The sequence below is a fragment of the Pantoea sp. genome, from assembly GCF_039594315.1.
GTDB lineage: Bacteria > Pseudomonadota > Gammaproteobacteria > Enterobacterales > Enterobacteriaceae > Pantoea.
Genome location: NZ_JBCNNP010000003.1, coordinates 73,871 through 100,258, shown reverse-complemented (window position 1 = coordinate 100,258; position 26,388 = coordinate 73,871). Strand labels below are relative to the sequence as shown.

Annotated in this window: 23 protein-coding genes; 8 read left to right on the top strand and 15 right to left on the bottom strand. The window is 51.9% G+C overall.

Going from position 1 to position 26,388, the window contains the following annotated elements; all coding sequences use genetic code 11:
- Positions 1-79: 79 nt before the first annotated feature.
- Positions 80-850, top strand: coding sequence for a 2OG-Fe(II) oxygenase (locus ABDW13_RS03545; protein ID WP_343551031.1), 771 nt, complete (start codon positions 80-82; stop codon positions 848-850).
- Here the strand turns inward: ABDW13_RS03545 and ABDW13_RS03540 are convergent.
- From ABDW13_RS03540 to ABDW13_RS03500, 9 genes are all read right to left on the bottom strand, one after another.
- Positions 812-1,918 carry a DUF2817 domain-containing protein gene (locus tag ABDW13_RS03540; protein WP_343551030.1) on the bottom strand — a complete coding sequence of 369 codons (1,107 nt, stop codon included), beginning with the start codon at positions 1,916-1,918 and terminating at the stop codon, positions 812-814. The two genes, ABDW13_RS03545 and ABDW13_RS03540, sit on opposite strands and share 39 nt — an antisense overlap.
- 79 nt (positions 1,919-1,997) lie before the next feature.
- Positions 1,998-2,768 (bottom strand): ABC transporter substrate-binding protein, encoded by a 771-nt coding sequence (locus ABDW13_RS03535; protein WP_343551029.1) that lies wholly within the window; start codon positions 2,766-2,768, stop codon positions 1,998-2,000.
- Positions 2,769-2,940: 172 nt separating this feature from the next.
- A complete protein-coding gene (locus tag ABDW13_RS03530; protein WP_343551028.1) occupies positions 2,941-3,804 on the bottom strand; it encodes a PfkB family carbohydrate kinase in 864 nt (287 codons plus the stop codon).
- A gap of 3 nt (positions 3,805-3,807) precedes the next feature.
- Positions 3,808-4,665 (bottom strand): MurR/RpiR family transcriptional regulator, encoded by an 858-nt coding sequence (locus ABDW13_RS03525; protein WP_343551027.1) that lies wholly within the window; start codon positions 4,663-4,665, stop codon positions 3,808-3,810.
- Positions 4,665-5,636 carry a ribose ABC transporter permease gene (locus ABDW13_RS03520; RefSeq protein ID WP_343551026.1) on the bottom strand — a complete coding sequence of 324 codons (972 nt, stop codon included), beginning with the start codon at positions 5,634-5,636 and terminating at the stop codon, positions 4,665-4,667. Before ABDW13_RS03520 ends, ABDW13_RS03525 begins: the two co-directional genes overlap by 1 nt.
- Positions 5,637-5,660: 24 nt before the next feature.
- Positions 5,661-7,163: a sugar ABC transporter ATP-binding protein gene (locus ABDW13_RS03515; RefSeq protein ID WP_343551025.1), complete on the bottom strand. Its 1,503-nt coding sequence runs from the start codon at positions 7,161-7,163 to the stop codon at positions 5,661-5,663.
- Between the two features lie 16 nt (positions 7,164-7,179).
- Entirely contained in the window at positions 7,180-8,220 is a 1,041-nt protein-coding gene (locus tag ABDW13_RS03510; RefSeq protein WP_343551024.1) for a substrate-binding domain-containing protein, read from the bottom strand.
- Positions 8,221-8,270: 50 nt separating this feature from the next.
- Positions 8,271-9,251 (bottom strand): TIM barrel protein, encoded by a 981-nt coding sequence (locus ABDW13_RS03505; protein ID WP_343551023.1) that lies wholly within the window; start codon positions 9,249-9,251, stop codon positions 8,271-8,273.
- 297 nt (positions 9,252-9,548) lie between these two features.
- Positions 9,549-9,968: a hypothetical protein gene (locus ABDW13_RS03500; protein ID WP_343551022.1), complete on the bottom strand. Its 420-nt coding sequence runs from the start codon at positions 9,966-9,968 to the stop codon at positions 9,549-9,551.
- A gap of 347 nt (positions 9,969-10,315) precedes the next feature.
- Here ABDW13_RS03500 and ABDW13_RS03495 point away from each other — a divergent pair, with 347 nt between their 5' ends.
- Genes ABDW13_RS03495 through ABDW13_RS03485 form a run of 3 tightly spaced genes read left to right on the top strand, consistent with a single transcriptional unit; the run spans position 10,316 to position 13,136 of the window.
- On the top strand, positions 10,316-11,077 hold the full coding sequence (locus ABDW13_RS03495; protein WP_343551021.1) for an alpha/beta hydrolase: 762 nt from the start codon (positions 10,316-10,318) through the stop codon (positions 11,075-11,077).
- A gap of 23 nt (positions 11,078-11,100) precedes the next feature.
- Positions 11,101-11,775, top strand: coding sequence for a heavy metal response regulator transcription factor (locus ABDW13_RS03490; protein WP_343551020.1), 675 nt, complete (start codon positions 11,101-11,103; stop codon positions 11,773-11,775).
- Positions 11,772-13,136, top strand: coding sequence for a heavy metal sensor histidine kinase (locus ABDW13_RS03485; RefSeq protein WP_343551019.1), 1,365 nt, complete (start codon positions 11,772-11,774; stop codon positions 13,134-13,136). The genes ABDW13_RS03490 and ABDW13_RS03485 overlap by 4 nt, the downstream gene beginning before the upstream one ends.
- A 45-nt stretch (positions 13,137-13,181) precedes the next feature.
- On the opposite strand, the gene nfsB is transcribed toward ABDW13_RS03485, so the two are convergent.
- Positions 13,182-13,835, bottom strand: a complete 654-nt coding sequence (nfsB, locus tag ABDW13_RS03480; protein WP_343551018.1) for an oxygen-insensitive NAD(P)H nitroreductase — start codon at positions 13,833-13,835, stop codon at positions 13,182-13,184.
- A 66-nt stretch (positions 13,836-13,901) separates the two neighbouring features.
- Positions 13,902-14,903 (bottom strand): zinc-binding alcohol dehydrogenase family protein, encoded by a 1,002-nt coding sequence (locus ABDW13_RS03475; protein ID WP_343551017.1) that lies wholly within the window; start codon positions 14,901-14,903, stop codon positions 13,902-13,904.
- Between the two features lie 141 nt (positions 14,904-15,044).
- Here ABDW13_RS03475 and ABDW13_RS03470 point away from each other — a divergent pair, with 141 nt between their 5' ends.
- The 3 genes from ABDW13_RS03470 to ABDW13_RS03460 all read left to right on the top strand — a co-directional run bounded on the left by ABDW13_RS03470 (position 15,045) and on the right by ABDW13_RS03460 (position 16,838).
- Positions 15,045-15,956, top strand: coding sequence for a LysR family transcriptional regulator (locus tag ABDW13_RS03470; RefSeq protein ID WP_343551016.1), 912 nt, complete (start codon positions 15,045-15,047; stop codon positions 15,954-15,956).
- Positions 15,957-16,183: 227 nt separating this feature from the next.
- Positions 16,184-16,552, top strand: coding sequence for a type II toxin-antitoxin system RelE/ParE family toxin (locus ABDW13_RS03465; RefSeq protein WP_343551015.1), 369 nt, complete (start codon positions 16,184-16,186; stop codon positions 16,550-16,552).
- On the top strand, positions 16,539-16,838 hold the full coding sequence (locus ABDW13_RS03460; RefSeq protein WP_343551014.1) for a helix-turn-helix domain-containing protein: 300 nt from the start codon (positions 16,539-16,541) through the stop codon (positions 16,836-16,838). Before ABDW13_RS03465 ends, ABDW13_RS03460 begins: the two co-directional genes overlap by 14 nt.
- Positions 16,839-16,844: 6 nt before the next feature.
- Here the strand turns inward: ABDW13_RS03460 and ABDW13_RS03455 are convergent, their stop codons facing one another.
- Positions 16,845-18,740 carry an acyltransferase family protein gene (locus tag ABDW13_RS03455; protein WP_343551013.1) on the bottom strand — a complete coding sequence of 632 codons (1,896 nt, stop codon included), beginning with the start codon at positions 18,738-18,740 and terminating at the stop codon, positions 16,845-16,847.
- A 318-nt stretch (positions 18,741-19,058) separates the two neighbouring features.
- On the opposite strand from ABDW13_RS03455, the gene ABDW13_RS03450 reads away from it, so the two are divergent.
- Positions 19,059-20,114: a 2,3-butanediol dehydrogenase gene (locus ABDW13_RS03450; RefSeq protein WP_343551012.1), complete on the top strand. Its 1,056-nt coding sequence runs from the start codon at positions 19,059-19,061 to the stop codon at positions 20,112-20,114.
- 43 nt (positions 20,115-20,157) lie between these two features.
- Here ABDW13_RS03450 and ABDW13_RS03445 read toward each other — a convergent pair whose 3' ends face one another.
- The 3 genes from ABDW13_RS03445 to ABDW13_RS03435 all read right to left on the bottom strand — a co-directional run bounded on the left by ABDW13_RS03445 (position 20,158) and on the right by ABDW13_RS03435 (position 26,309).
- On the bottom strand, positions 20,158-22,014 hold the full coding sequence (locus ABDW13_RS03445; RefSeq protein WP_343551011.1) for a sigma-54-dependent Fis family transcriptional regulator: 1,857 nt from the start codon (positions 22,012-22,014) through the stop codon (positions 20,158-20,160).
- A 371-nt stretch (positions 22,015-22,385) separates the two neighbouring features.
- A complete protein-coding gene (locus tag ABDW13_RS03440; protein ID WP_343551010.1) occupies positions 22,386-22,868 on the bottom strand; it encodes a hypothetical protein in 483 nt (160 codons plus the stop codon).
- Between the two features lie 264 nt (positions 22,869-23,132).
- Positions 23,133-26,309: an inverse autotransporter beta domain-containing protein gene (locus ABDW13_RS03435; RefSeq protein WP_343551009.1), complete on the bottom strand. Its 3,177-nt coding sequence runs from the start codon at positions 26,307-26,309 to the stop codon at positions 23,133-23,135.
- Between the last annotated feature and the right edge of the window lie 79 nt (positions 26,310-26,388).

The window sequence follows — 26,388 nt, the reverse complement described above, 5'->3', positions numbered from 1 at the left end:
GGTAAAAATTTATCGTTACGCACTAACATATCAGCGAGTTACAGTCATTACACCTCTGCAAAATATGAGAACTGTAGCCATGTCTGCATTGATCCGTTTCGAACAGCATCCTTTGGCTGACGCCGATTGGCGCCGCGCCTGCCGCGAGCAACTGAATCAGCACGGCGCGTTGGTGTTGCGCCAATTCCTGCAGCCCGCCGCGCTGCAAGCGATTATTCGCGAAGGCGATGCACAGCGCCATCTGGCGTATCACACCGCCAGCAAACACAATGTCTATCTGATGAAAAAGGATGAAGCGTTCGATGCCGATCATCCGCGCAATCGTGATGTCATCAGCACCAAAGGTTGCATCACCGATGATGTGATTGCCGCTGACTCCCCACTGCGCCAGCTCTACAACGACGAATTATTTAAAAGCTTCCTGTGCGATGTGCTCGGTGAAGAGGCGCTTTATCCTTACGCCGACCCGCTCTCCTCGATCAATCTGCATTACGCGCCGGATGGCCAGGAGTTGGGCTGGCATTTCGATAACTCCTCTTTTGCCATCACTTTGCTGGTGCAAAAACCGCGCGCGGGGGGCGTGTTCCAGTATGTGAAGGATCTGCGTAACGCCGATGCGGGCGAGATGAATTTCGCTGGCGTAGCAGCGGTGCTGGATCAGCGCCAGCCGGTAGAGGCGCTGGCGATTGATGCCGGAGATTTGGTGCTGTTTCGTGGCCGTAATTCGTTGCATCGCGTGACGCCAACTGAAGGCGATATCACGCGGATGTTGGCGGTGCTGGCCTACAACACCGAACCGGGTATTGCGCTGTCAGAAACCGCACGCATGACGTTTTACGGACGCTTGTAGATTTAATAATGCCCGCCAGCCGCGCACGAAAATTTGCTGGGTACGAAACGCCACTAAGGCGCGCCAATCGGCGTCGGCGGGCCAAAATCCTTCCACCAACTGTTGCTTAATCGCCTGACCCGCCTCACTCGCCGGATCGCCATACAGATGCAACCAATGATCCTCGCGCACCCGGCGATGCATCTCTTCACCGGCATAAGTGCCGCACTCCACCACCAGCGGCAGCAGTTGCGTGTTCGGTAGTGATGTGAGCAGAAACTGCGACACATAACCGGTGGCTGTCGCGGTTACGCCGGTTTCGCTATCGCGTCCTGCGCCGGTGAACAATAACGTCAGCCATTCGGCGTAAATGGCTTTGCCCCAGTCGTGTGCCGCAACCGGCTGCTCGGCAATCGACAGCAACATCGGATGTCCCCACGCGCCTGCGCCGGTATGCAGATCAAAGCTGATGATGCTTTTCGCCTGCGACAAGTGATCGGCAATGATGCGTTGCAAGGTTTGATATGACCAACTTGGCTGCTTTCCGCCGTAAAAGAAGCCATCCGCCGCGACATATTGTCCCGCTTCCACCACACGTTTTACCGCTGGCCAACCGGCGCTATTCAGCGTTGCGCTTAACAGATCGTCGGCTTGTTGCCGATCACCGTGATAGATCGCATGCCAGGCGGCGTAATCAGGATTAGCCGGCGTGGGTTGCGTGAAATCCACGAAGTTACGATTCAGGTCGATGTTGTCTTCATTGACGCGCCGCAAATGCGCCGCGCCCCACGGATTAAGCAAGTGCAGCAGCACAATCGCCGTATCCTCTGGCAGCGCGGTGAGGTTGAACAGATCCAGCCAGGCAATTTGGCAATCCGAGCCGTAATAGCCTTCCACGCCGTGCGTGCCAGAGATCACCAGCATGATTTTTGCGGCGCTGGTATCGCCGATCACTGCGACATCGGTGAACAGTTCTTCGCCCTGCGGGCCAGGTAACGGATGCGGATACGAGGTTAATGCGCCATTCTGGCGGTGGACGGCGGCCAGGAAGCGCGCGCGTTGCGTGGTGTAGTGCGGTAGAGCTGGCATGATGATTCCTGATGAATTCCCCTCACCCCAACCCTCTCCCGCATGCGGGAGAGGGAGCAGTCAGGTGCGGAACGTGAAGTTACGGGTAAACTTTGAATTTAAAATACTTTTTCGCCAGTTGATCATAGGTGCCGTTGCTGTGCAATTCCGCCAGCGCGCTGTTAATCAATTTCAGATTGGCTTCATCGTCTTTGCGCAGCGCAATTCCCACACCATCGCCGAAGATCTGTTTATCCACTAAGGTCGCTTTGATAGTAAAACCTTTGCCTTCCGGCGATTGCAGGAACCCCTGTTCCGCCGATACCGCATTCGCTACGCTGGCGTCCAAACGACCCGCCACTAAATCCGGATACACTTCCATCTGATTGGCATAAGACACCACATTCACGCCGTGTGTCGCCCATTTGGTTTTCGCGTAAGTTTCCTGAATGGTGCCCTGCGCGACGCCGATGGTTTTGCCGTGCAGCGTGGCGAGATCGTCAGTGAGTTTACTGTTGGCTGGCGTGAGCAGCGCACTTGGTGTGTTGTACAGCATGTCGCTGAATGCCACCTGCGCGCGACGTTTCTCGGTCATCGACATCGCCGACAGAATCGCATCAAACTTCTTGGCTTGCAGCGCCGGAATGCTGCTATCAAAGCCCATTTGCACCCATTCACACTTCACTTTGGCTTGCGCGCAAATCGCGTTACCAATATCGATATCAAAGCCCTGCAAGGTGCCGTCGCTGGCTTTAGATTCAAACGGTGGGAACGTAGGATCGACGCCAAAACGCAGCGTTTGTTCGGCCAGCGCCACATGGCTAAAAGCGGTCAGTGAAAGCAGTAACGCGAAGGACAGGTTTTTCTTCATTGTTATCTCCGGCAGGCAGTGAAATTCACAACAGCATGCAGAGTTAATAACATGGCGGATACAAAGCCACCACTAAAAAAGGGTTTTAGTGCAGAGGAATTTCTTATTAAACAGAAGGAGTTAAGCGATTTTATCTCCGGCAGTAAGCAAATCTTAATGCCGGAGAAAAGGGTTACACCGGAAGTGGACGAGAAACATGTGCAGCAGCAGCTTGATTGGCGTTATTCGCTGCTTCAACCAGCCTGCAACCGGCCAGCAGCGACTGACTCAGTACGCCGACAAAGCAGTCGCCCGCGCCGTGCGTGCTCACCAGTTTGACCGGGATCGCCGCGATGCTGAACGCGTTGCTGCCCTGCTCGCACAGCGCCAAACCGTGTTCACCGGCAGTGACGATCACCTGCGGGAAACGCTGCGCCAATGCTTGTGCCGCTTCACACGCCGAAGCCAAATCATTGACTGCAATCTGGCACATATCACGCGCTTCAACCGCATTAACGATCAGCAGTTGCACGCATTCCGCCAGCTCAGGTTCGATATCACGCGCCGGTGCCGCATTGATGCACACCGCGATGCCACGCTGTTTGGCCTGTTGCGCCAGTTGCAAATTCACCCGCGGCGGCACTTCATTTTGCAGCACCAGCAAACCCGCATCGCGCCATACTTCTTCACCTACCGCCGCCGCATCAATGTGCAGATTGGCATTGGAAACCACCACCGCGCCGTAATCGCCTTCCGCATCGCTGATCGCCACGCTCATGCCAGAAGGTTGCCCGGCTAGAATCGCGACGGATGTGCTATCTACGCCTGCTTCACGCAGCGCAGCCAGCAAGAACTCACCTTGAGCGTCATCGCCAACTGCACCGATAAAACTCACCGGCACGCCTGCACGCGCAGCAGCAACGGCTTGATTGCCACCTTTACCGCCAAATTTATAACTGCAGCCGCTGCCCATCACCGTTTCGCCTTTTTCCGGGCGATGATGAGCCGCCAGCATAATGTCGTAATGCAAGCTGCCGGCAACAATGATTTTGTTCATGATTTAAAAATCCCGCAGATCCTGAACCGCTCGCTGGGTTTTCATTAAATTGGTTTCAGCCAGCTTTAAATCTTTTTTGGCAATCGCGACGAATAACGCATCGAGAATATTTAATTGCGCGATACGTGATGCGGCATTTTCGCCAAGCAGATGCGATCCCTGAGAAGTTGATGTAAGAACCACATGCGCATTACGCGCAATAGGCGACTCGGCATAATTGGTAATCGCAATAATTTTTGCGCCATTGCGTGCCGCTAGCTTAATAGGATCATTTACCGCACGCGTGGCACCGGAATGACTGATGGCAATAACCACATCATCATCAGACAAAACCGCTGCCGACATCAGCATAATATGGGCATCGTCATAGGCGGTGGATTTAATACCAATCTTCAGTAGCTTGTGCGATAAATCGCGCGCTACCGTGGCCGAGCCACCCACCGCATATAAATCAATATGACGCGCTTTAAATAATATTTCTGCTGCACGATTAAACTGCGCAATATCCAGAATCGACAACGTTTCTTCTATTGCCTGAATCGAGGTTCTGAATACTTTCGCCAGCAATTGTTCCGACGAATCATCCGGCTCAATTTCCGCATGCAAACCGGCCACTTCTGACTGATTATAATAAATCAATCCGGTACGAAAATTACGAAAGCCAGTGAAGTTGAGCTTTTTCGTAATTTTCACAATCATCGCTTGTGAAACACCATTTTCTTCGGCGATTTCCTGCAACGATGTTTGTTCATTAATGTCGGTTCTGGCAATTATCGCTTCTGCTACGCGTCGTTCTAGCGGCGTCAGTTGCGGTAAGCGCATGCGAATTTGAGCGCCAATGGCTCGCGGATCTTGCTTCATTACCTGCCTCTTGTCGCCCGGTCAATCAACATCGCTATGATAATGATTAGGCCGGTAGCAAGCAATTGATAAAAAGCCTGAATATTTAGCAGAGTCAAGCCATTACGCAACGCACCGAGGATGATCGCACCAATCAACGTGCCGATGATGCTGCCTTTACCACCCATCAACGATGCGCCACCAATCGCCGCAGCAGCGATGGCATCCAATTCCCACAGATTGCCGATGGTCGGTTCTGCCGCGCCTAAGCGCCCAATCAGGATTAAAGAAGCCAGTGACGCTAAGGTGCCAGAAATAATATACACCGTGACTTTGGTGCGTTTTACCGGCACACCGGCGACGCGTGCCGCCTCTTCATTACCGCCGACCGCCAGAATATATTCACCGAGCGGGGTTTTATTCATTACTACCCATAATAACAGTGCGATCACCGCCACAATAACAATCGGTGTCGGCACGCCAAATACGGCGCTATTAATAATGCTGCGGAATTCCATTGGAATACCAAACACCGGATTACCACCAGTAAAAATCAGTGCAATGGCGCGGAATAACGATAATCCGCCCAGCGTCACAATAAACGGTTGTAATCCGGCATAAGCGATTAACGTGCCACTAAACACGCCGCACAGCGCGCCAATACCTAATGTTGCCATGATCGCCAGCGGCACCGGCACGCCCAGCACCATCATGGTTGCGCCTAATACGGCAGAAAGCGCGGCGGTTGGCCCAACCGATAAATCAATCCCACCTGAAATAATCACCAGCGTCATGCCTAATGCAATCAACGCATTAATTGATGACTGTTGCAGAATATTCAGTAAATTCGGCACGGTGAAAAATACCGGCGATAAGAATGAAAAAGTCACCACGATAATCACCAGCCCGATTAAGGTGCCAGCATCACGTAGATTGAATTTCAGCAGTGCCGACGGCGCAGCCGCAGGCTGAGTAGTTGTTTGCGTCATCATAATTTAGCCTTGGTAGAGTAAGCGTTAAACGGCTTCTTTAAGATCATTAATGGCGAAGCGTGCAATATTCTCTTCAGTGATTTCTGCGCCCTGTAACTCTCGCGTAATTTTCCCTTCGCGCATCACTAACACACGATCGGACACGCGCAATATCTCCGTCATTTCCGAAGAGACCACCACAATCGCTTTGCCTTGCTGCGCCAGTTTCTCAATCAGATTATAGATTTCCGATTTGGCACCAATATCAATTCCCCGGGTTGGCTCATCAAATAAAAACACTTCCGCATCCGCCGCCACCCAGCGTCCAATAATCACCTTTTGCTGATTACCGCCGCTGAGCGTGCCAATCGGTTTTTCGATGTTGAGCGGGCGCAGTTTTAAATCCGACATCACTTCCTGCGCCACTTCATCCAGTTTCGCTTTACGGATTACGCCGCCGAGCGTGAAGTTGCGCATCGAAGGCAACGCCATATTCATTTTCACCGCACGCGCCTTGATAATGCCCTCTTTCTTACGATCTTCAGGCACCAAACCAATGCCTGCGCGAATCGCGGCGCTGACGTTGTGATTCTTCACCGCTTTGCCATTCACCCGAACTTCACCGGCGCTGCGTTTGTCGATACCGGCGATCAGCTTCAGCAGTTCAGTGCGCCCTGCGCCGACCAATCCGGCAATGCCCAACACTTCCCCGGCGCAGACATTAAAACTGGCCGGTTTGATTTCATGGCCGCGCGCCACATTCTCCACCTGCAACACCTGACGATCGGTAGCCCACGAATGGTGCTCCAGCTTCTCGATTTTACGGCCGACCATTTTGGCGACGATGCTCTCTTCAGTTTCGTCGCAGATGTTCACCACACCCACCTGGCGACCATCGCGCATGATAGTGGCGCGATCGCAGACCTGGAAAATCTCGTTCATCTTGTGCGAAACGTAAATCAGTGACACGCCGGTCGATTTGAGATCGCTGATCAACTCCGCCAGACGCTCAAACTCGCGCGGCGTCAGGCTGGAAGTCGGTTCATCCATCGCGATGATTTTGGCTTCATCCAGCAAAGCGCGGGCGATTTCCACAATCTGCTGTTGCGACACTTTGAGATTCTTAATCGGCTCAGCGGGATTAATGCTGGGATCGAGTTGCTTAAGAATGTGTACCGCGCGCGCCAGTTGCGCCCGCTTATCGACAAACAAACCGTTCATGGTGGTCAGCGGGCGGCCCAAAAACATATTCTGCGCTACGGAGAGCTCTGGAACATGCTGCAACTCCTGATGAATCATGGCGATACCAGCATGGCGCGCACTCAGCGGATTCTTCATCTGCACCAATTGGCCGTTGACCTGAATCTCACCGTTATCCGCCGGACGCACGCCCGAAAGGATGTTCAGCAGCGTGGATTTCCCCGCGCCGTTTTCCCCAATCAGCGCGTGAACTTCACCAGGACGAACCATAAAATCCACCTCTTGCAACGCAATCGCGCTGCCGTAGGTTTTCGTGATGCCACGCATCATTAAGCGATACTGTTCCATACGCTCTCCGCCTGTTTTATTGCTGAGCCAGCAACTGACGCAGCTTGTTGTTGTCTTTGGTTGAGAATGCATCGGCGTTGTCTTTGGTGATCAGCGCTTGCGGCGTTGCCACGACGCGCGACAGTTTCTGCCCGCCGATAATGCGCAGGATCACTTCAGTTGCCACTTCGCCGGTCAACACCGGGAAGCTATCCACCGTGCCGGTCAATTCGCCGCGTTTGATTGATGCATATGCATCTGAAATGCCATCAGTACCAAACACCGCGGTTTGCTTCGACTTGCTTTGCGCCGCAACCGCTTCCACCACGCCCAGCGCCATGGTGTCGTTATTGGCGTAGAAACCAATCAAATCAGGATGTTGCTGTAAAATGGTCGATGCAGCGTTGAACGCCTGTTCGCGGCTCCAGTTGGCGGGCACGCTGGCAACGATGTTGAACTTACCGTTAGCTTGCAGCGTCTCTTTGAATCCGGCGGTGCGTTGACCGGCGGCATACACGCCCGGCTGGCCTTCGATCACCGCCACTTTGCCACCTTCTGGATGATGCTGAATGAACCATTTCGCCACGCGCACGCCGTTATCTTTCTGCACGTTGCCGACGTAATACTGCGCGCTTGGCACCACCGCATCGTTAACGTTGACCACCGGAATGCCTTTGCTGCTGGCACTTTCCAGCGCCGGTTCCAGGTTGATATCGGTTTGCGGCGACACCAGCAAGCCGTTAAATCCTTGCGCAATCAGCGTTTCAGCAATCGACAACTGGCCTAATTGATCATCTTCATTGGCTGCCGCTTGATACGCCACGGTGAAGCCATATTGTTTCGCGACGTTTTGATAGCCTTCGCCGAGTGAACGCCAGTATTCGTTGGTCAGCGTTTTCGACACGCCACCAATTTTCAGTTTGGCGTCCACTTTCGGCATTGGGCCATATTTGCTTTCCAACTGCGTCCAATCGGTGCGATCGGGTTCAGAGTCAGATTTCAGCGGCGCTAAGGTGGCAGCGTACACGCTGGAGCACAGCAGCGCCGAGGTGAGAGCAGAGAGTAAGAGCTTTTTCATGGTGTTAACCTTTTTATAGTTTTAGCGAGTATTGCAGGGTTGGCTGGTGCTTAACGGGCCAGCATGATGTCATTGACAATTTGCTGCGATGCCACCGCATCCTGACGACTGATCGCTTCTTCCAGTGCCGGATTATTATTGAGTTTTTCGCATAATTTCAGCAGGCGCGTCACAGTGGCGATGTTAATTTCGGCTTCACGAATCGGATCAAGGCCGCTGGCATCCGGGAAGGTGTCAAAGTAGTAAGCGCCTTGATAGCCATCGCGCTGCATCTGCCAGAGGAATTCCAGCGTAGCGCGTGGGTTGACGGAACCGGCCATCAAGCCATCGTCGCGTTTGCCCCAGCCATCGTTCAGATCCAAACCGAGCAGACGCGAACGGCGCGCGACCATCGCGGCGGCAAAGGCCGGAATTTCGTTGGCAAACAGCACGTGCGCGAAATCCAGGGTGATGCCGAGGTTGGCACAACCGGCCTCTTCCACCGCCAGCAAGCACGTGGTGGCATTCGGGAAGATGCTGTACGCGCGCGGTTCATTGGGTTTGTATTCAATGCTGACGTCGATATCTGGCGCATATTCCGCCACTTCACGCACCGCGCTAACTGCGTCTTCCCACATTTTTTTGTAATCGGCCTGGAAGCAGTAATCGAAACCATCCTGCCCCATCCACAACGTCATCAAGCTGGAACCAAATTCACGCCCGGCATCAATACCGCGTTTAGTCAGTTCGATCGCTTCACGACGAATCTTTGCATCTGGGTTAGTGAAAGCCCCGATTTTGAATTGCGGCGCATCCCAACGCATCTGCATACCGTTCACGGCTAAACCCGCATCGGCAATCGCCTCACGCATGGTGCTGATATCGCTGGTAATATGCTGCGGATAGTTGAGATCCAGATGGGTTAGCCCCTTTACGTTTCCGGCACGCGCAATCATTTGCAGTACAGAGGGTTTGCCCTGCAAATCGGGCCAATACAGGTGCGCCCCGGAGGCAAAAGAGTTCAAACGTGTAGCAAACTTGAGTTCGGACATGAGGAAGGATCCTTGGCAACGAGTTGTAATGTACTTTCCTTCTTCACGATTATTTGTGAAGTTATGTAATAAATTACATATGCCACGAAGTTTGGCAAGTCGTCACGCGCAGGAACTGTTCAATTTGCGAGGATGTTCACGAAATTTATGCTTTGATTGAGCGGAAGTGGTGGCCAAGGCTCTCGATTTGGGATGGCATGCTGATAAAGATAAGATCGCATGCCGGGTCAAGCGTTAGATTGCTGGTGTACCCAAGGCATGCTGTTCATAAATTAATTAAGACAGGAATATAAGGTGCTAAAGCAACGTTTTTAACAGCGCTGTTTGGTCATCAGGGAATTGTGAATAGATCTCGTCACCAATAATTTTATAAGCAGCTTGTATGAACGGTTTTGCTGAATCAACATCCTTTTTTATCATTAAAGATTGAGCGATGGTGAGTGAAGATAAAGGCTGCCCTCGCTTAAGCTCCCATTCATAGGCACGTTTTGAATATTTAATCGCTTCATCATGGCTTCCATTCTCTTGCAAGGATTTTCCATATCCCCCCATAATCCAATAATATATGTCGTCATTCTGCAAATATTGTTCAGCAAGTTCAGCTGCGGCAGCCCATGCGTACACTGATGCTTGCAGCTGACAAAGCATCCCCAATGAAATTCCGCTTTCCGCGAGATCAAACGCTTTATCTTTCCATGATTTATTATGAAAATGCATATGCGCACTCCTTATTAATACAGTTATGATAGCGAAGTAAATAAAATCGATACCCGCTCATAGTTGTTAAATGATTGGAAATTGAAGTTTACCCCCTAACTATTAAATATCAGCTCAATGCTGAAAGACTATTACTATTGCATCCTCCATACATATAATAATCAACTTATGATTTTTTACTTCAAATATCACTTCATGACAGTTTCCGATGATGACTGGATGCATTTGATAAGGACTGCGCCCTGACAATCGCCACCAATGTCATTCTTTTGTCATAACTCACTCACCACGTTGTCAGCGCGCTTTTCATATCCTGTGGACCAACCTTTCCAATCAGGAGCACGAAAATGACATTGAAAAAACTCACGCTAGCAGCAGGTATTTTGCTGGCGATGGCAGGTGGCGCGGCTCAGGCTCAGGCGCAAACCGTGAAGAATATTGTGTTGGTGCACGGTGCGTTTGTCGGCGGTGCCGGATGGCGTCCGGTGTACGATCGTCTGACGCATGATGGCTATAAAGTGACGCTGGTGCAGGAGCCGCTGACCGGCTTTCCGGAAGATGTCACCGCCACACGCCGCATCATCGATCAACAAGATGGCCCGGTGATTTTGGTCGGCCACAGCTACGGCGGCGCGATCATCAGTGAAGCAGGCAACGATAATAAAGTGGCGGGATTGGTGTATATCGCCGCGCATGCGCTGGATAACGGCGAAACCGAAGCCAGCAACGGCAAGAAATTCCCTAACAGCGCGCATCCTTTTGCTAAATCGATCGATGGCTATCTGACCATCGCGCCCCAGTATTATCACAGCGATTTTGCCGCTGATTTACCCGCCGCGCAGGCCGATTTTGAAGCGCACGCCCAGATGCCAACCAACGCCGCAGTGTTCACGGCGAATATTCCAGACCCGGCGTGGAAGACCAAGCCTAGCTGGTACATGGTGGCGAAAGCTGACAAAATCATCAGTCCAGATTTGGAGCGGATGTACGCCAAACGCGCGCACAGCCACACGGTAGAAATCGCCGGAGCCAGCCATTCGGTGTATCAATCGCACCCTGCTGATGTCGCGAAGTTGATAGAACAAGCCGCGCAACACGCTCAGTCATAAATAAACCTCCCGTGGAGATGCGCATGAAAATTTTGGTGATTGAAGATGAAGCCAAAGCGCGCGAGTACATGCGCAAAGGATTGACCGAAGCGGGATTTATCGTCGATGTAGCGGAAAACGGTCAGGATGGCGTGTTCTATGCCCAGGAGCATCATTACGATCTGATATTGCTCGACGTAATGATGCCCGGAATGGACGGCTGGCAAGTAATGGCGACGTTGGATAAACAGATTCACACGCCGGTGATTTTCCTCACCGCCAAAGGCACGCTGGAAGATCGCATTAAAGGGCTGGAGTTGGGCGCTGATGATTATCTGGTCAAGCCGTTTTCCTTTGCCGAATTGCTGGCGCGAGTGCGCACCCAGTTACGGCGCGGCAGCCAGCAAAAGCTGCCGGATGTGCTCACGCTCGCTGACTTGCAACTCGATATCCTGAAACGTCGCGTGGAACGCGGCGGTCAGCGCATCGATCTCACCAATAAAGAGTTCAATCTGTTGCATCTGTTTATGCAGCATCCCGGCGAAGTATTAACGCGCACAGTAATTGCTTCACGCGTATGGGATATGAATTTCGACAGCGACACCAACGTGGTGGATGTAGCGGTTAAACGTCTGCGGCATAAAATCGATGGCCCGTTTAGCCAACCGCTGATTCATACCGTGCACGGTGTCGGTTACCGCTGCGAAGCCGAATCATGAAGCGCCATTCTCTCGCCAATCGCCTGTCGTTGCTGCTGAGCCTCGCGGTGATGGTGATTTTTTCCCTCAGCGGCATTGCGCTTTATCACTCCTTAGCCGCGCAAATTGGCGTGCGCGATGATGCGGCGTTATTGACGCGTATTGACCAAATCCGCACCTTGCTGCGCGATGAAGATGCCATCACGCTGATTCAGCAGAAACCGCGCTTGTTCGCCAACATGCTCGGCAATACCGAGTCGCTGCTGGTGTTGCGCTTTCCCGGCCAGCCGCCATTGATTGTGGTGAATCCCGGCCAGCGTCCCGTGCCGACGATAACCCCGGTTGCTGCCGATCAACCTTTGGCGCTTTCGTCGGTGCATCATCAGGTTAGCGAGGATGGCACGCCCTTTATCTCGGCGGCGGCGCTAACATCCACGCGCGATGGCAGCGGCGAGATTGAGATCGTCACGGGCCGCTTGATGAGCGATCGCACTCAGACACTTAACAGTTATCGCAATCAAATCATTGTTGCTACCGCGCTGGCAGCGTTGATGGTGGCAGCAATCAGCATTGCTCTGGTGCGACGCAGTTTAGCGCCGGTGCGCCATCTGGCGGCAGAAGCGGATGCGATTGATGCACGCCATCTTGCACCTCGCATGCCCGATCCCTCGTTGACCGAGTTGCAGCCGCTGATCGCGTCGTTTAATCAGATGCTCAGCCGCCTGGAACGCGGTTATCAGCAACTCAGCCAGGTTTCCGCCGATATGGCGCACGATCTGCGCACGCCAATCAATACGTTAATCGGACAAACTGAAGTCGCGCTCAGCCAAACGCGCCGCGTTGGCGATTATCAAGCGCTGCTCGGTTCCAATTATGAAGAGCTGGAACGGCTTGCCAAGATGATCGACAACATGCTGTTTCTGGCGAAAGCGGAAGATGCCAGTCAGGTGCTGGATTTGCAGGCCATCGATCTGGCGCGGCTTGGCGATAAATTACAGGACTATTTTGACGGCATGGCGGAAGAACAAGCGATGCAGCTAGACATGGCGCTGCACGGCGAACTTCACGCCGATGCGCAATTGCTGCAACGCGCGCTGGCCAATTTGATGGCGAACGCATTGCGTTACGGCGACCGCCATTCAACGGTGCGCATCTTTAATCAGGGCACTGCGTTGATGGTGGAGAATCACGGCCCGGCGATAACTGAAGAGCAGCAGGCGCGTATTTTTGATCGCTTCTGGCGCGCGGATACCGCACGGCAGCACAGCAGTAGCGGATTAGGTTTGTCGATAGTGCGCAGCATTATGCAATTACATCATGGCAGTTGCAGCGTTCGCAGTGCAGATGGTGTGAACCGCTTTATGCTGCAATTTCCTGATTAGTTTCGTAAGGTCGCCATTCATGGCGACCAGCAACGACTCAAAGCATCAAATAAAGGTGAAAATCTCTTCGCGCGGCAGGCGTGATTTTGGCAATCCGGCGTTGAAATCAGCATCGCTGCGATAACCTAGCGACACCAGCACCACGCTGGTAAAGCCTTTTTCACGCAGGCCCAATGCTTTATCCAATGCGCTCTGATCGAAGCCTTCCATCGGCGTAGCATCAATGCCCAACATCGCGGCACCTAGCAACAATCCACCCAGCGCCAGATAAACCTGTTTTTCCATCCACTGTGGAATATCGCGCGATTCATAACGATGCATATCGACATAGCTGCGACGGCTCTTATCCTGCCCGGCTTTGCCTTCTGGTTTGGCAAAGCGTCCGTCGGCTTCTTCTTTAGCCAGCACATTATTCAGATGCGCTTCATCCAGATCGGTACGCATGCAGAGTGCGATAACGTGCGATGCATTCAGCACTTTTGGGCTGTTGTAGACAAACGCGCCATCGGTGGATTGCGCGATTTGCTCACGACCTGCGGCGGTGGATGCCACCACAAAATGCCACGGCTGTGAATTCACCGAGGACGGGCTGTTTCGCAGCACGTTGAGCAAGGTTTCGATCTCTTCCTGCGGCAAGCTTTTGCCCTGTTCAAAAGCTTTTACGGTGTGGCGGCGTGCAACTGCATCGTTCAGTGTCATGACATATCCTTAATCTAATAAAATTAATACGTTTTCTCGGTCATCCTAAATGGCGACCTGACAGAATCAAAACCCGCTTAACACAATCTTTCCGCGTGCGCGTCCGCTCTCGATCAACGCATGCGCTTTACGCAAATTGGCGGCGTTAATGGTGCCGTGATGCTCGCCAGCGGTGGTTTGTAGCGTTTTATTATCAATTAGTTGGCTCACGCGTTGCAGGATATCATGCTGACGTTGCATATCTGTGGTGTGGAATAACGAGCGCGTGAACATCAATTCCCAATGCAGGGATATCGCTTTACGCTTCAGCGGCACCGCATCCAGCGTTTGCGGATCGTCGATCAACGCCAGTTTGCCTTGCGGGGCAATCACATCAATCAGCTGATCGTAATAACTGTCGGTGTGCGTTAGCGAAGCGACGTAACGCACTTCTTTATGTCCAATCGCCGCCAGTTGTTCTGCCAGCGGTTGAGAATGATCAATCACATGATGCGCACCGAGTGAACGCACCCAATCCGCGGTTTCCGGGCGCGATGCAGTGCCAATCACCGTCAGTTTGGTCAACTTGCTGGCGAGCTGCGTCAGGATCGATCCCACACCGCCACCTGCGCCGATAATCAGCAGCGCGGAGTTGTCATCGGCTTCGACTTCCAAACGATCAAACAGCAATTCCCACGCGGTTAATGAAGTCAGCGGCAGCGCAGCAGCATCGGCGGCGTTCAGCGATTGCGGCTTATGCCCGGCAATGCGCTCGTCCACCAAACCGTATTCGGCGTAGCTGCCCGCGCGCGTGATATCACCGGCGTAAAACACTTCATCACCCGCCTTGAACAAGGTGACATCCGCGCCCACCGCTTCCACCACCCCAACCGCATCCCAACCGAGAATACGCGGCTTGTCGGTTGGCGCACCGGCACGCACTTTGGTATCCACCGGATTCACTGCGATGGCGTGAATTTTTACCAGCAGATCACGTGCGCCAGGCGTGGGTTTCGCCACATCAAGTTCGTACAGCGCCTTTTCATCAGAAATCGGTAAACCGTTTTGGCTATAAACGATGGCTTTCATTCAGCAATCCTTATTGTTGAGCAGTTTTGGTCAGTGGCATTGAGCATAGCGAGCCAGTGGGCGATGAAAAATGCCGGTTGCAGAACAACACTTTCACTTTTAGAGTGAAAATCCCTGAGTACTATTACGGTTAAAAAGAAGATGGTTCGACTGGAAGACGTCACGCTGTTTGTGCGATCGGCGGCGCTTGGCAGCTTTTCGCGCGCAGCACGTGAGGTAAATTTGCTGCCCGGTCAGGTCAGCGCGGCGATTCAGCGGCTGGAGCGCGAACTGGATCGACGCCTGTTTGCCCGCTCCACCCGCAGCCTGCGTCTCACCGCTGAAGGTGAAAAGTATCTGCCGTATGCCCAAGAGATGCTGGCGCTGATGCATGCCGGTGCCGACAGTTTGCAAAGCGATGAAGATGCGTTGAGCGGCGAACTGAAAATCGCGCTGCCTTCGGATATTGGCCGCAATATCCTGCTGCCGCTAATTACTGACTTCTGTCGCGAACATCCGGCGTTGTTTGTGCGTCTCGCCTTTTCTGATCAGATCAGCGATGTATTCCGCGATCCGGTGGATATCGCCATTCGCTACGGCAAATTAGAGGACAGCAGTTACGTCGCGCTGCCGCTGGCCGAAGACAATCGCCGCGTGATGGTGGCGTCACCGGACTATCTGGATCATCATGGCCGTCCGCAGCAGCTCGAAGAGATCGCCCAGCATCACCACTGTTTGCTGTTCATTATGGGCGGCCACGTTTACGACAAATGGACGTTTCCGCAAGATGGCATGCGCCGACAGATCACCGTGAAAAGTCGCATGCTCTGTGATGACGCCGAAGTAGCGCGCCGTTGGGCGATGTCTGGCATGGGCATCGCTTATAAATCATGGATTGATGTGTGTGACGATGTGCAGGCGGGACGGCTGGAAATCGTGCTGCCACACTTACCCGGCGAAAGCACGCCGCTGCACCTGATCTGCCCACACCGCAAACAGTTTTCACCCGCCATCCGCGCACTGCATGCGTTATTGCGCGGGCATTTACGGGCTTTAACTGCCCGGCTGCATTGAACATGAATTACGTTTGCGACTAACTTCTGGCGGCTAAGCAGTCGATCAACCAATCTCAAAATGCCATCTGCATTACAGAAAATAGTTTGGTGATGAAACGCGGCCTAAATTTCTTGTGGACGAGATCCAGCAATCACGATTGTTGTGCTGGGTGAGGACTTTTACGCAATTCTTCTTGATAGACTACGAGCTATAAAATAGACTCTACCCTATCAAGGATGGTCATTGTGTGGAATGTTGAAGCAACGGACAGATTTTGGTCTTGGCTTGAATTACAAGATGACGCGATACGCATTGATATGCTCGCGGCGTTGAAACTACTGGCTCAGGAAGGACCACACTTAGGACGCCCTTTTGTTGATACGCTTTATTTCTCAAAGATATCTAACATGAAAGAACTACGCGTACAGAGTAATGGTCGGCCATTACGTGGTTTCTTTGTCTTTGATCCTCTGCGCAAAGCCATTGTGTTTTGTGCTGGCAATAAAGCCGGCAAGAACGAAAAGCGCTTCTACCGAGAGATGCTCATTATCGCCGAGCAGGAATATCAACTTCACCTGAACTCATTGAAGAAAAGCCAACATGAAAACACTTAATGAAATGCTGGCGACGTTAACGCCAGAGCAGCAGCAGCAGGTTGATGAACGCGTCAGCCAAATGCGTCTCGAAAGCCAACTGTATAAGTTACGCGAACAAATGCAGCGCACTCAGCGTCAGCAGGCGGAAGCCATGAATATCGCGCAGCCATCAGTGGCCGCGATTGAGGCACGCGGTGTTGAATTGAAAATTTCTACGCTTAAGCGCTACGTCGAAGCTTTAGGTGGGGAGCTTACGTTGGGCGTAAAAATGCCGGGCGGTACGCATGTTGATCTGCTCGTTTGAGTGGCGCTACGTTCGATTTATCGATCGCCACATACCAGAAAACACATTGCTCAGCGCTTTATTGCCGATTTCTGATAAATGGTTGTCGTCACGATACAGCGGCACATTGTCTTTCGCACCGTAACAGAATTGCTGATCGCACAACGCCTGTGCGGCATCAAGCAGCGTGACGTTCGGCGTTTGCGCCACAATCTGGTTCAGCATCGCCAATGCATCGCGATTGCGCGCATCGTAATCTGCGCGCGGTAAGGTCATCGCCAACGCATTGCCGCGCATCGCGTTACGTGACATGCGATAAATCACGTCGTAACCAAATTCTGGCACCGGGGTCATGATGAACACTTTGCGATGCAGCGCGAGTTGCTGCACCGCAGCGGCAAAATGTTTCTGATAAGCCGCCAGCGAACTGCCATCCTGCGCAAACGAATATTCCTGGCTACCCACGCTGCCCTGCTCGCCGTGCAGGTAAAGCGAGAAGCGGTTGATAATCAGCACCGAGGCGTTGGGATATTTCTGCTCTATCAGCGCAAACGCATTTTTCACGAAGGCGCCGCATTCCGGGCGGGTACGACGATTGATGTCGGGAATAGTTGGGCAACTCGATTGGGCGATAAACACCACAGAATCGGATTGTTGATTAGCACTGGCGACCACCGACGATAACAGCGCGTTCGCATGGCTATCGCCCAGCACCACCAAATTAACGTGTTCCGCGCGACCAAACACACATTGCGGCGATTGCAGTCCATCCAGCGTGAAACAACCGCGTGCCGCGTTAAAGCGCTGTTGTGCATAGTGATTGATACTGGCAACCACCTCTGGCGCGCGTGCCGGTAAACCGTCTTTAGCCATCACCAGCAGTCCGACGCACAGCACTAATGCCGGTTGACCTAATGCTGTTGCGGTTCGTGCGCTGAGCCAACTGCGCTGACTTTCGATCAGGCTGAAGGAAGCCCAACCGGCGACGATCGACAGAATCACAAGTACCGTTTGCGACGCAATATTGACCGGAAAATCCGCCAGATGCCAGAACACCCATAATGGCCAATGCCAGAGATAAATCGAATACGACCATTTACCGAGGGCTTGCGCGACGCGATTGTTAAACAGCACGCTGTTGCTGCCACCAGCATGGATAATCAACGCGGTTAATGTCACCGGAATCAACGTCATCATGCCCGGCCACGTCATGTCCGAATCGATGTAAAACGCGCTGAGCACCAAACCGATAACAGCCACAATCGGTACCCAAGATTGGCCACTCAATCTGCTTTTCGGGGCAAGGAAAAGCAAACCACCAACCAGCATTTCCCATGCGCGGGTTGGCAGCATAAAGTACGCGGTGCTAGCGCTGAAATGGGCCATGACCAACGCCAGGGCAAATGACAGCAGCGCACCAACGCCGATTACCCAGGCAAAGCGGCGACGCAAGAAGCGCGCGGTGAACATCAATACCAGCGGCAATAGCAGATAAAATTGCCACTCCACGCTCAACGACCAGGTATGCAGCAGCCATTTATAGACTGAGCCCGCTTCAAAATAACCCGCTTCTTTGAAATAGACGATATTGGAGGTAAACGTCAGACTGGCAACAATATGACTGGCAAGGGTTTTATATTCTTCCGGCGGAATGAAGAAATAACCCTGCAATAATAATGCCGCACACATTACGGCTAATGCAGGAATAATGCGTCGGCAACGAGCGGCATAAAAAACTAATAAAGAGAAGGTGTTATTTTTCAGCCCGGTTAAAATAATGCCGGTCATCAGATAACCAGAAATAACAAAAAACACATCAACTCCGAGAAATCCGCCGCTGACGCCAACCGCACCAACGTGATACAGCACCACCAAAATAACGGCGTAGGCGCGCAGGCCGTTTATATCAGCACGGAATTTCATCTCAGTGTGTCCACTCGCGGGATATGTGTCTGAATGTAAGGATTGTGCCAGGGCGAAGCAATACGCACGCGAATAATCAGAGTAATTGCAGCGCGCAACCATATTAAGACCAAGGTGTAACAGTGTGACAACTGCACGTGTTACACCTGTAACGCTGTTACATCAGCATCGCTGATGCAGATAAACTCAACGCATTGTTTTTATTAAAAATATATCGACGGTAACTGTTGGCACGCTTCTCGCAAATTCCGCATTGAGATTCTGCACCGGCCTCTATCGGCAATGGACAGAAATACAGCCAACCTCAAGGAGAAAATAATGAAAGCGGCACGTTGGTATAAAGCACGCGATATTCGCGTCGATGAGATTGAAGAACCGCAGGTTTCAGCCGGGAAAGTTAAAATTAAAGTGGCGTGGACCGGTATTTGCGGCAGCGACTTGCATGAATATTTGGCTGGACCGATCTTTGTACCGGTTGAACAACCGCACAAAATCAGCCACGACATCGCACCGATTGTCATGGGACACGAATTTTCCGGCGAAGTTGTTGAGGTCGGGTCTGGCGTAACCCGCGTGAAAGCCGGCGATCGCGTGGTCGTCGAACCGATTCTTTCCTGTGGCGCATGTGAAGCCTGCCGTGAAGGCAAATATAACCTGTGCGGCGATCTTGGCTTCCACGGTTTATCCGGCGGCGGCGGCGGTTTCTCCAGTTTCACCGTGGTCGCGGAACACATGGTGCATCGCATGCCTGATGCGCTCTCTTATGAACAAGGCGCATTGGTTGAACCCGCCGCCGTGGCGCTGCATGCGGTGCGCATGAGCAAACTCAAAGCCGGTGATAAAGCCGCGGTGTTTGGCGCAGGTCCCATTGGTTTGCTGGTGATCGAAGCGTTGCGCGCCGCCGGTGCCGCTGAGATTTACGTGGTCGAGCTGTCGCCGCAGCGTGGCGCGAAAGCGCGTGAACTGGGCGCCAACGTGGTGATCGATCCGAGTAAAGAGGATGCGGTGGCGAAAATCCGCGATCTCAGCAATGGTGGCGTCGATGTGGCGTTTGAAGTCACTGGTGTGCCGGTGGTGTTGAAACAATGCATTGATAGCACCCGCTATGAAGGCGAAACCATTATTGTTTCAATTTGGGAAGGTGAAGCCTCGTTCCATCCAAATAAAGTGGTGCTGGCCGAACGCAATGTAAAAGGCATTATTGCCTATCGTCATATTTTCCCGGCGGTAATGGAATTGATGGTTCAGGGTTATTTCCAGGCGGATAAGTTGGTGACTAAGCGTATTGAACTTGATGATTTAGTCGAGCAAGGTTTTGAAGCGCTGGTGAAAGAGAAGCAGCAGGTGAAAATTCTGGTGCGTCCACCACAATAATTGCATGAATTCATGCGTAAATTGGTCGCCAAATATGGCGACCTTATGATGGCGAAATGCTATTTGGCGGTTTAATACCCAACTTTTGAATATGGCGATACAACGTCATACGACTAATACCCATTTGTCGCGCCGCTTCACTTTGATTCCAGCCTGCCGCGTTGAGCTGACGTAATAAACGTTGTGTTTCATTTTCTAACGTCGATGAGGATATACAAATCTGCAAGGCATCCGGTAAATCTGCCGCCTGAATTTCGCCATCCTCACACATCGCTAAGGCAAATTGCAGCGCGTGGTGCAGTTCGCGCACATTGCCCGGCCAGCGATGGCAACGCAACAATTCTCGCGCCTTTTCGCTGAGTTGCGCCTGTGCTTGCAGCAGATGATCGATTAACCAGTCGATATCTTCGCGCTCGCGTAACGGTGGCAGCGTGATGGTCGCGCCCTGCAAGCGGTACAACAGATCTTCACGGAACAGGCCCTGATTCACACGCTGCATCAGCGTATGATGGGAAGCCGAAATCACGCGAATATCCACTTTTTGCGCCTGACGTGCACCAATCGGCAACACCTCTTGTTCAGCCAGTACCCGCAGCAAACGCGTTTGCATCTCCAGCGGCATATCACCTATTTCATCGAGGAACAAAGTGCCACCGTGCGCCGCCTGAATCAGCCCGCTGCGCGCCCGATTGCCTGCCCCGGAAAAACTGCCCGGTAAATAGCCAAATAATTCGCTTTCGATTAATGAGGGGGCAATCGCCGCACAGTTAATCGCGACAAATGGTCCGCGATGGCGTGAACTGGCCTGATGGAAAGCCCGCGCAAAATATTCCTTACCGCAGCCAGTTTCCCCTTGTACCAGCACGTTCAGTGAGGCATTGAGCAATCGCGTAGTACGCTGCAACTGCTGATCTAATTGCTTATCGCCGCCGCTTAATTTCGCCAGTTCAGGCGCTGTTTTTACTGTCGACGCTTTAATGCGCAGTGGCGTTGGCTGCTGAGTGCGCGCAAAGAAACGCTGCTGACCGCTGATGTCTTCTAACTGTTGCGCAGTCGAAGACCAATTTGGCAGTTGATCAACCGAGGTACGAAACAGTGTCGAGATCGATGAACCCAGCACATCGCCAAGCTGCCGGCGTGCGGGCTGGTTCATGCCGACCAAACGACCTGCGGCATCGAATGCCAGCAGCAGTTCTGGATGCACATCCGCCCACGCGAAGGTGCGGCTGAGTTTGAGGATCCAGTCTTGTCGATGGTGATGCAGAAACCATGCGTTCTCGATTTGCTGTGCCTGATTTAGTGCTAGTTGCATCACCAGATGTTGGCTGCTGCGAGGCTGTGGCGAGGTCAACGCAGAAATATCCAGCACCGCCTGAACGACACCTTGCGAGTCAAACAGCGGCACAGCGCTGCAGGTGAGAGGAATATGTGTAGCATCGAAATGATCGGTTTGATGCACGGTAATCGCGCTACCCGTAGCAAGTGCCGTGCCCACCGCACAGGTGCCCGACAAGGCTTCAGACCATTGTGAACCGAGAAATAACCCGGCGCGACGCAAGCTGATCTCGGCATTGCTATCGCCGTAATAATCCACCGCCACACCTTGCGCATCGGCCAGCAACAGAATGTAGCCAGCGGGAGCGATTTGTTGATAAAGCGTCTGCAAAGCGGATTGCGCTACGAAGCGCAGTTCATCCAGTTGCTGGCGATGTTCGCGTAATTGGTGTGCAGGCAGAATACGCGCTGCCTGCATGCGGCTGGGATCTAAACCATGCTCGCTGACGCAGCGTAACCACGAAGCCTGAACCGCATTGTCCAGCGGATTGAGCACGCTGGCTGCGTGCGCGTTTTCAACTTGAGCGACCACATTAGCGATGTGCTCACGCTGGCTAAAGTTCACAGCTGTTCTCCTGCTTCAGCGCGGGTTACACGCCGGTTTAAAGCGAAACCACAGCATAGCGAATTAACACCTAATTAACAGATCTGCCATAGAAAATTGTGTTCTTAACCGTTTTAGCGATGCACGTTGGTAATGCGGGGGAGGGATTTCGACGAGAATAGCCATAAATGGCGTAATACCGATCAGTTAAGTGATGTTTTAAATCACCGCACAATTTCGTAGCGGCGCGATTTATCGCGTTCAGTTGATTTTAAAAGATCAACACAGCGCGATAAATCGCGCCGCTACGATGCGATCGCTTTGGAGTTGCGGTGGCTAATTCTTAACTGATATGCACTGCGCCTACAAGGCGACCTTACAAAACATCGCGATCAAGAGTTGTTTGGCGGCGTGTCGGTTTCGCTAAACGCAGGTTTCTGACGTGTTACAGAATAAACCACGTTTTTCGGCGCTTTAGGATCGGTGGTGACATCCACTGAGGCGATGGTCACTTTGCCGAAGCCAAACAGTGTCTGCACGTAACCACCAATCTGGTGTTTACCGGGTGCGACGTGAATCTCGCGCTTTTCGCCCTTCTTCAACAGGCCTGCATCTTGTCCATCCACCGTGACATACACGGAAGAACCATCATCGGTACGCGTGACCAGATGAGAAACATTGATCACCGTCGGGCCGCTCTCGAACGGCGATGGCGAATCCTGGTTATCAATTGGCGCGCCAGTGGTGGCAGGCTGAGCTGCGGCATCAGCGGTTGCGGTCTTGTCGGTAGATGTGCCGGTAACGGCAGCAAGACGTGCACAGCCGGTAAGCATGAGTGTCGCCATCAAAGTGGCTAGAGTGAAACGGGATAACATCGCGACGAAAAAACCTCTGCTAAATGAGAAGTGTTAATATTAGCGTGCCTCGCAGAGTGATGACAGTCACACAAATACAGTTTTTTCTGAAAACCCGCGACGAACTGTATCGCGAGGTAAACCGCCGCACAGAATGTGTAAGGGAAACGGCGGCCAGAGAGGCCGCCGGAAGTTATACTCGCGAGAACAACTAACATTGGCTAACTGCAAAGATGAAAGTAAGACTGACAAGTGCTTCACCTTTAGCGGTCGCATTCAACCCGGTTAGTTATGCTGGCTAGTACAAACGATATCCATCAGGTTGCTTGCTGAAAAGAATCCTTTAAGGCCGTTACGTCCGTTCATGTAAGAGTTGTAACTTAAGCCGCTGCGTTCATTCTTTGCCCACATCAAGTAAGGCAAGCCATCACCCCACTCAGACCACAATGTACCGACACCTCGCACATTGGTGCCTTGTGACATATCGCTGAGCTCAGGCTGATGATTGTTATTTGAACCGTCACAAAGAATTGGCAATGAAGAAGCAGCAGACTTCCTTCCTGTTGGACTGAACCACTGACGGACACGGAAATTAAATGTCGCCGTTGCCGTTCCCTGTCTTGCCGTAGCGGTGATGGTGATATCTTTGCCAGCCGCGCCGCTATTGTGAAGGGTGACTACCCCATCCGCATCAACAGTAACAGCGTCTGCCGCACCGTTCACACGCCAGTCATAGTCCGCCGGCGATGCATCTTTCAGCCGGACCTTGAAAGATGCGCCAGGATAAGCCGTTGTCGGGAAACCACTGTTCACCGCAAAATTGTGTGAATTGACTTCCAGATAATCAACTTCAGCGACTTCAGATTTGAAATTCAATACCAGTGGTTGGCTGCCAAGCAGATCGCGTCCTTCAAATTGCATGGTCAAGGTGTAAACATCATCTCGACTCGCAACAAAAGTGGCATTGTAAACGCCGTCCGTGGAACGCATAGCAAACTCAGGTTTCGATACGACTGACCCCTTTTGGGCGTTAACGCGTACTGAGAGCTTCTCAGTAATGTTGTTGACTAAATTCCCCTCAGCATCTCTCGCGGTGAAAGCAAGGGCGACACGTGCTTGATTTGTCGGTGAACTCTGATCAACGGAGCCAATCAAGGTTGAGCGCGCACCATCAGGTATGTCGTGAACCAGTACAGTAGTGGCAAGTTTGCTAATTAAATGCCCATCAATCTTGGGAGTGACGATGTAACCATCAGCTTTTGTCCCCTCTATTGTAGCGGTATAAAAGCCGCTGGCACCGTGTTCGATAATGGTACTAAGACTTATGCGACTGCCGGCAATCGAACCGTCAGAGGCTTTGATGTCAAATTGCAGGGAATCAGCCAATCCTGTCATCGGCTCACCTTGATCATTTACGACATATAGGCTTAGCGTCGAAGACTCTTGACGGCTAGCAACATACACCGGCGAAGCATCAAATGAAGAGATATCTGTATCAATTTTTGGCACTGAACTCCCTGCCAAATTGATCGACGTGGTCAAATTATTCATCGGCACGCCACTATATTGCGGCGTGATCTCATACGCATCAGCCTGGGAGGCTTTTAACGTAGTTCGATAATTTCCGCCTGCACGCGTTTCGATAATTGGGCCAAAGCGAACCGCTGAACTGGCATCTGAGCCACTACGAGTTTTCACTGCAAAATCCAGTTTGTCGGCGATGCCGCTAATCGGATTTCCATCAGCATCTTTTGCTCTAAACGAAAGAATTGATGTATCGCCCTGCTCTGTGGAAATTGCCATCGAAGACGCGTTGCTATCAGGCAAGCCTTTAAGCACGTTTACCGTAACCTCGGCTAAGGCAATACCTTGCACCTTCGGCGTGATAATTAACGCTTCTTCCTGCAAACCTGAAGTTAATGACACTTCAAACACACCAGCCGCCTTGCGTATAGGAGCTGATAAGGTGGCACTCTGTGCCTGTCGCGTCGCTTTTAGAGCGACTGAAACTTCAGCTATAGCTATGTCGATGGGCTGTTGATGTTCATCTCGTACATTTAACGTCATCACCAATTGGCTTTGACCATCAGCAGGCAGCGCACCATCAATTGGCGTTAAGCTGCTGTTTTGGACGTTCATTGCGGCAGGATTAACTTCGATAATGGTTTCGCTGCGCGCTGAACGGTTGCCTTTGCTGTCCACTGCCACCCCATGCAAGGTATAGCGATTCACGGCATCCGCGCCTGATCGCCAGCTCGGGAAGACAACACTGTGACTGGAACCATCGGACAAAATCTTGCCTCCTGCTGCCGTCATTTCTGCTGCTGTCCAGTCGATGCGATTCAACCCGTGTTTGCTGCTAACCTGCACATTCAGTGGTTTTTGTTCACCGCTAACGCCTTGCAAGTTTTTCATAACACTGAGGGAGATCACCTCCTTCTTGCGATAATCCAGCACAATGTTGTTATTACGCGTGACTAAGTCATAACGGCTTCCCGCCAGACTACGCATAGCCGCCACATTATCGGTATTAAATTGATATTGCCATGGCAGGCCCAACTGATAATTCATTTCCAAACCAAAGCGCGTATCATGAATACCGCTCTGTCCCTGGCGCTGTTCTGCGCTAAGGGTGAATAACGGAATAGGTGTATAGCTAATTCCTGCAGTAATAGCGCGTGGGTCTTGTTGACGATTATTGCGGCCGAATAACGCTACTTCATCGCCATAATATTGCTCATAAAGCAATTTACCGCCAAGCTGCGGGTAGGCTGGCAACCAGCCCTCAGCACGTACATCCCAGCCATTAGCTGGGCGTTCCTGATAATCCTCTAAATCTGGGGAATCTCTCCAGCTGGTTAGACGATGATAACTATTTAGACCGAACTTGAAAAAATCCTGCCAATATTCCGCGCCAAACCCAATTCGCGTATGTTGTCTGGAAATATCGTAATCAATAAAACTATTCAGCCCAAACATCCAGTTATTATCGAACTGACGGTAACCCAACCCAAGGTTAGATTGCGTGCGATCATCGGTTCGGTGCAGACTGCCTTGTGAGAATATGATCTTTTCCTGACTGTCATAAAACGGAACCAGAAGATCGAACTGTGAATTTTTAAGTGAGAATTTTTCATCAACTTCGAGTTGCACACGTGCTGTGCCAAATTGGCTTAGCCATTGCTGTGCCTGCGTACCGCCTTCACTGGCAGCATAGCTCCGCATCATCGTATTTGCTGCATCAGCATCAGGATTATCAGCGAAAAAACTTCCGGTACGCGAAGCGACTTCTGCAAACTGTTGATCATATCGTTCATCACCATTTGTATAATGAACATATTTTTCATTTTGGTTAGCATGCGCGGAAAAAGGTGTGATTACAGGCAGGGCAAATTGAAAACATATTGTCGCCCAACCCACAGCCTTGCGAGCCAGAGGTGTTTTTTCGCTGTGATTATTCATTTTTCGTCCATTTTATTTATGAATGAATTTGCATCCTGCGATCGCAAAAAAAATAATAAGATTACTTAAAAGAGAATGC

Bases quoted from the DNA above. Each gene is read 5' to 3' on its own strand.
- ABDW13_RS03450 (WP_343551012.1), top strand. From the start codon at position 19,059: ATGAAAGCGGCACGTTGGTATAAAGCACGCGATATTCGCGTCGATGAG.
- ABDW13_RS03440 (WP_343551010.1), bottom strand. From the start codon at position 22,868: ATGTTATCCCGTTTCACTCTAGCCACTTTGATGGCGACACTCATGCTT.
- ABDW13_RS03505 (WP_343551023.1), bottom strand. From the start codon at position 9,251: ATGTCCGAACTCAAGTTTGCTACACGTTTGAACTCTTTTGCCTCCGGG.
- ABDW13_RS03510 (WP_343551024.1), bottom strand. From the start codon at position 8,220: ATGAAAAAGCTCTTACTCTCTGCTCTCACCTCGGCGCTGCTGTGCTCC.
- ABDW13_RS03495 (WP_343551021.1), top strand. From the start codon at position 10,316: ATGACATTGAAAAAACTCACGCTAGCAGCAGGTATTTTGCTGGCGATG.
- ABDW13_RS03470 (WP_343551016.1), top strand. From the start codon at position 15,045: ATGGTTCGACTGGAAGACGTCACGCTGTTTGTGCGATCGGCGGCGCTT.
- ABDW13_RS03535 (WP_343551029.1), bottom strand. From the start codon at position 2,768: ATGAAGAAAAACCTGTCCTTCGCGTTACTGCTTTCACTGACCGCTTTT.
- ABDW13_RS03530 (WP_343551028.1), bottom strand. From the start codon at position 3,804: ATGAACAAAATCATTGTTGCCGGCAGCTTGCATTACGACATTATGCTG.
- ABDW13_RS03520 (WP_343551026.1), bottom strand. From the start codon at position 5,636: ATGATGACGCAAACAACTACTCAGCCTGCGGCTGCGCCGTCGGCACTG.
- ABDW13_RS03500 (WP_343551022.1), bottom strand. From the start codon at position 9,968: ATGCATTTTCATAATAAATCATGGAAAGATAAAGCGTTTGATCTCGCG.
- ABDW13_RS03435 (WP_343551009.1), bottom strand. From the start codon at position 26,309: ATGAATAATCACAGCGAAAAAACACCTCTGGCTCGCAAGGCTGTGGGT.
- ABDW13_RS03490 (WP_343551020.1), top strand. From the start codon at position 11,101: ATGAAAATTTTGGTGATTGAAGATGAAGCCAAAGCGCGCGAGTACATG.
- ABDW13_RS03515 (WP_343551025.1), bottom strand. From the start codon at position 7,163: ATGGAACAGTATCGCTTAATGATGCGTGGCATCACGAAAACCTACGGC.
- ABDW13_RS03525 (WP_343551027.1), bottom strand. From the start codon at position 4,665: ATGAAGCAAGATCCGCGAGCCATTGGCGCTCAAATTCGCATGCGCTTA.
- ABDW13_RS03460 (WP_343551014.1), top strand. From the start codon at position 16,539: ATGAAAACACTTAATGAAATGCTGGCGACGTTAACGCCAGAGCAGCAG.
- ABDW13_RS03455 (WP_343551013.1), bottom strand. From the start codon at position 18,740: ATGAAATTCCGTGCTGATATAAACGGCCTGCGCGCCTACGCCGTTATT.
- ABDW13_RS03485 (WP_343551019.1), top strand. From the start codon at position 11,772: ATGAAGCGCCATTCTCTCGCCAATCGCCTGTCGTTGCTGCTGAGCCTC.
- nfsB (WP_343551018.1), bottom strand. From the start codon at position 13,835: ATGACACTGAACGATGCAGTTGCACGCCGCCACACCGTAAAAGCTTTT.
- ABDW13_RS03545 (WP_343551031.1), top strand. From the start codon at position 80: ATGTCTGCATTGATCCGTTTCGAACAGCATCCTTTGGCTGACGCCGAT.
- ABDW13_RS03475 (WP_343551017.1), bottom strand. From the start codon at position 14,903: ATGAAAGCCATCGTTTATAGCCAAAACGGTTTACCGATTTCTGATGAA.
- ABDW13_RS03540 (WP_343551030.1), bottom strand. From the start codon at position 1,918: ATGCCAGCTCTACCGCACTACACCACGCAACGCGCGCGCTTCCTGGCC.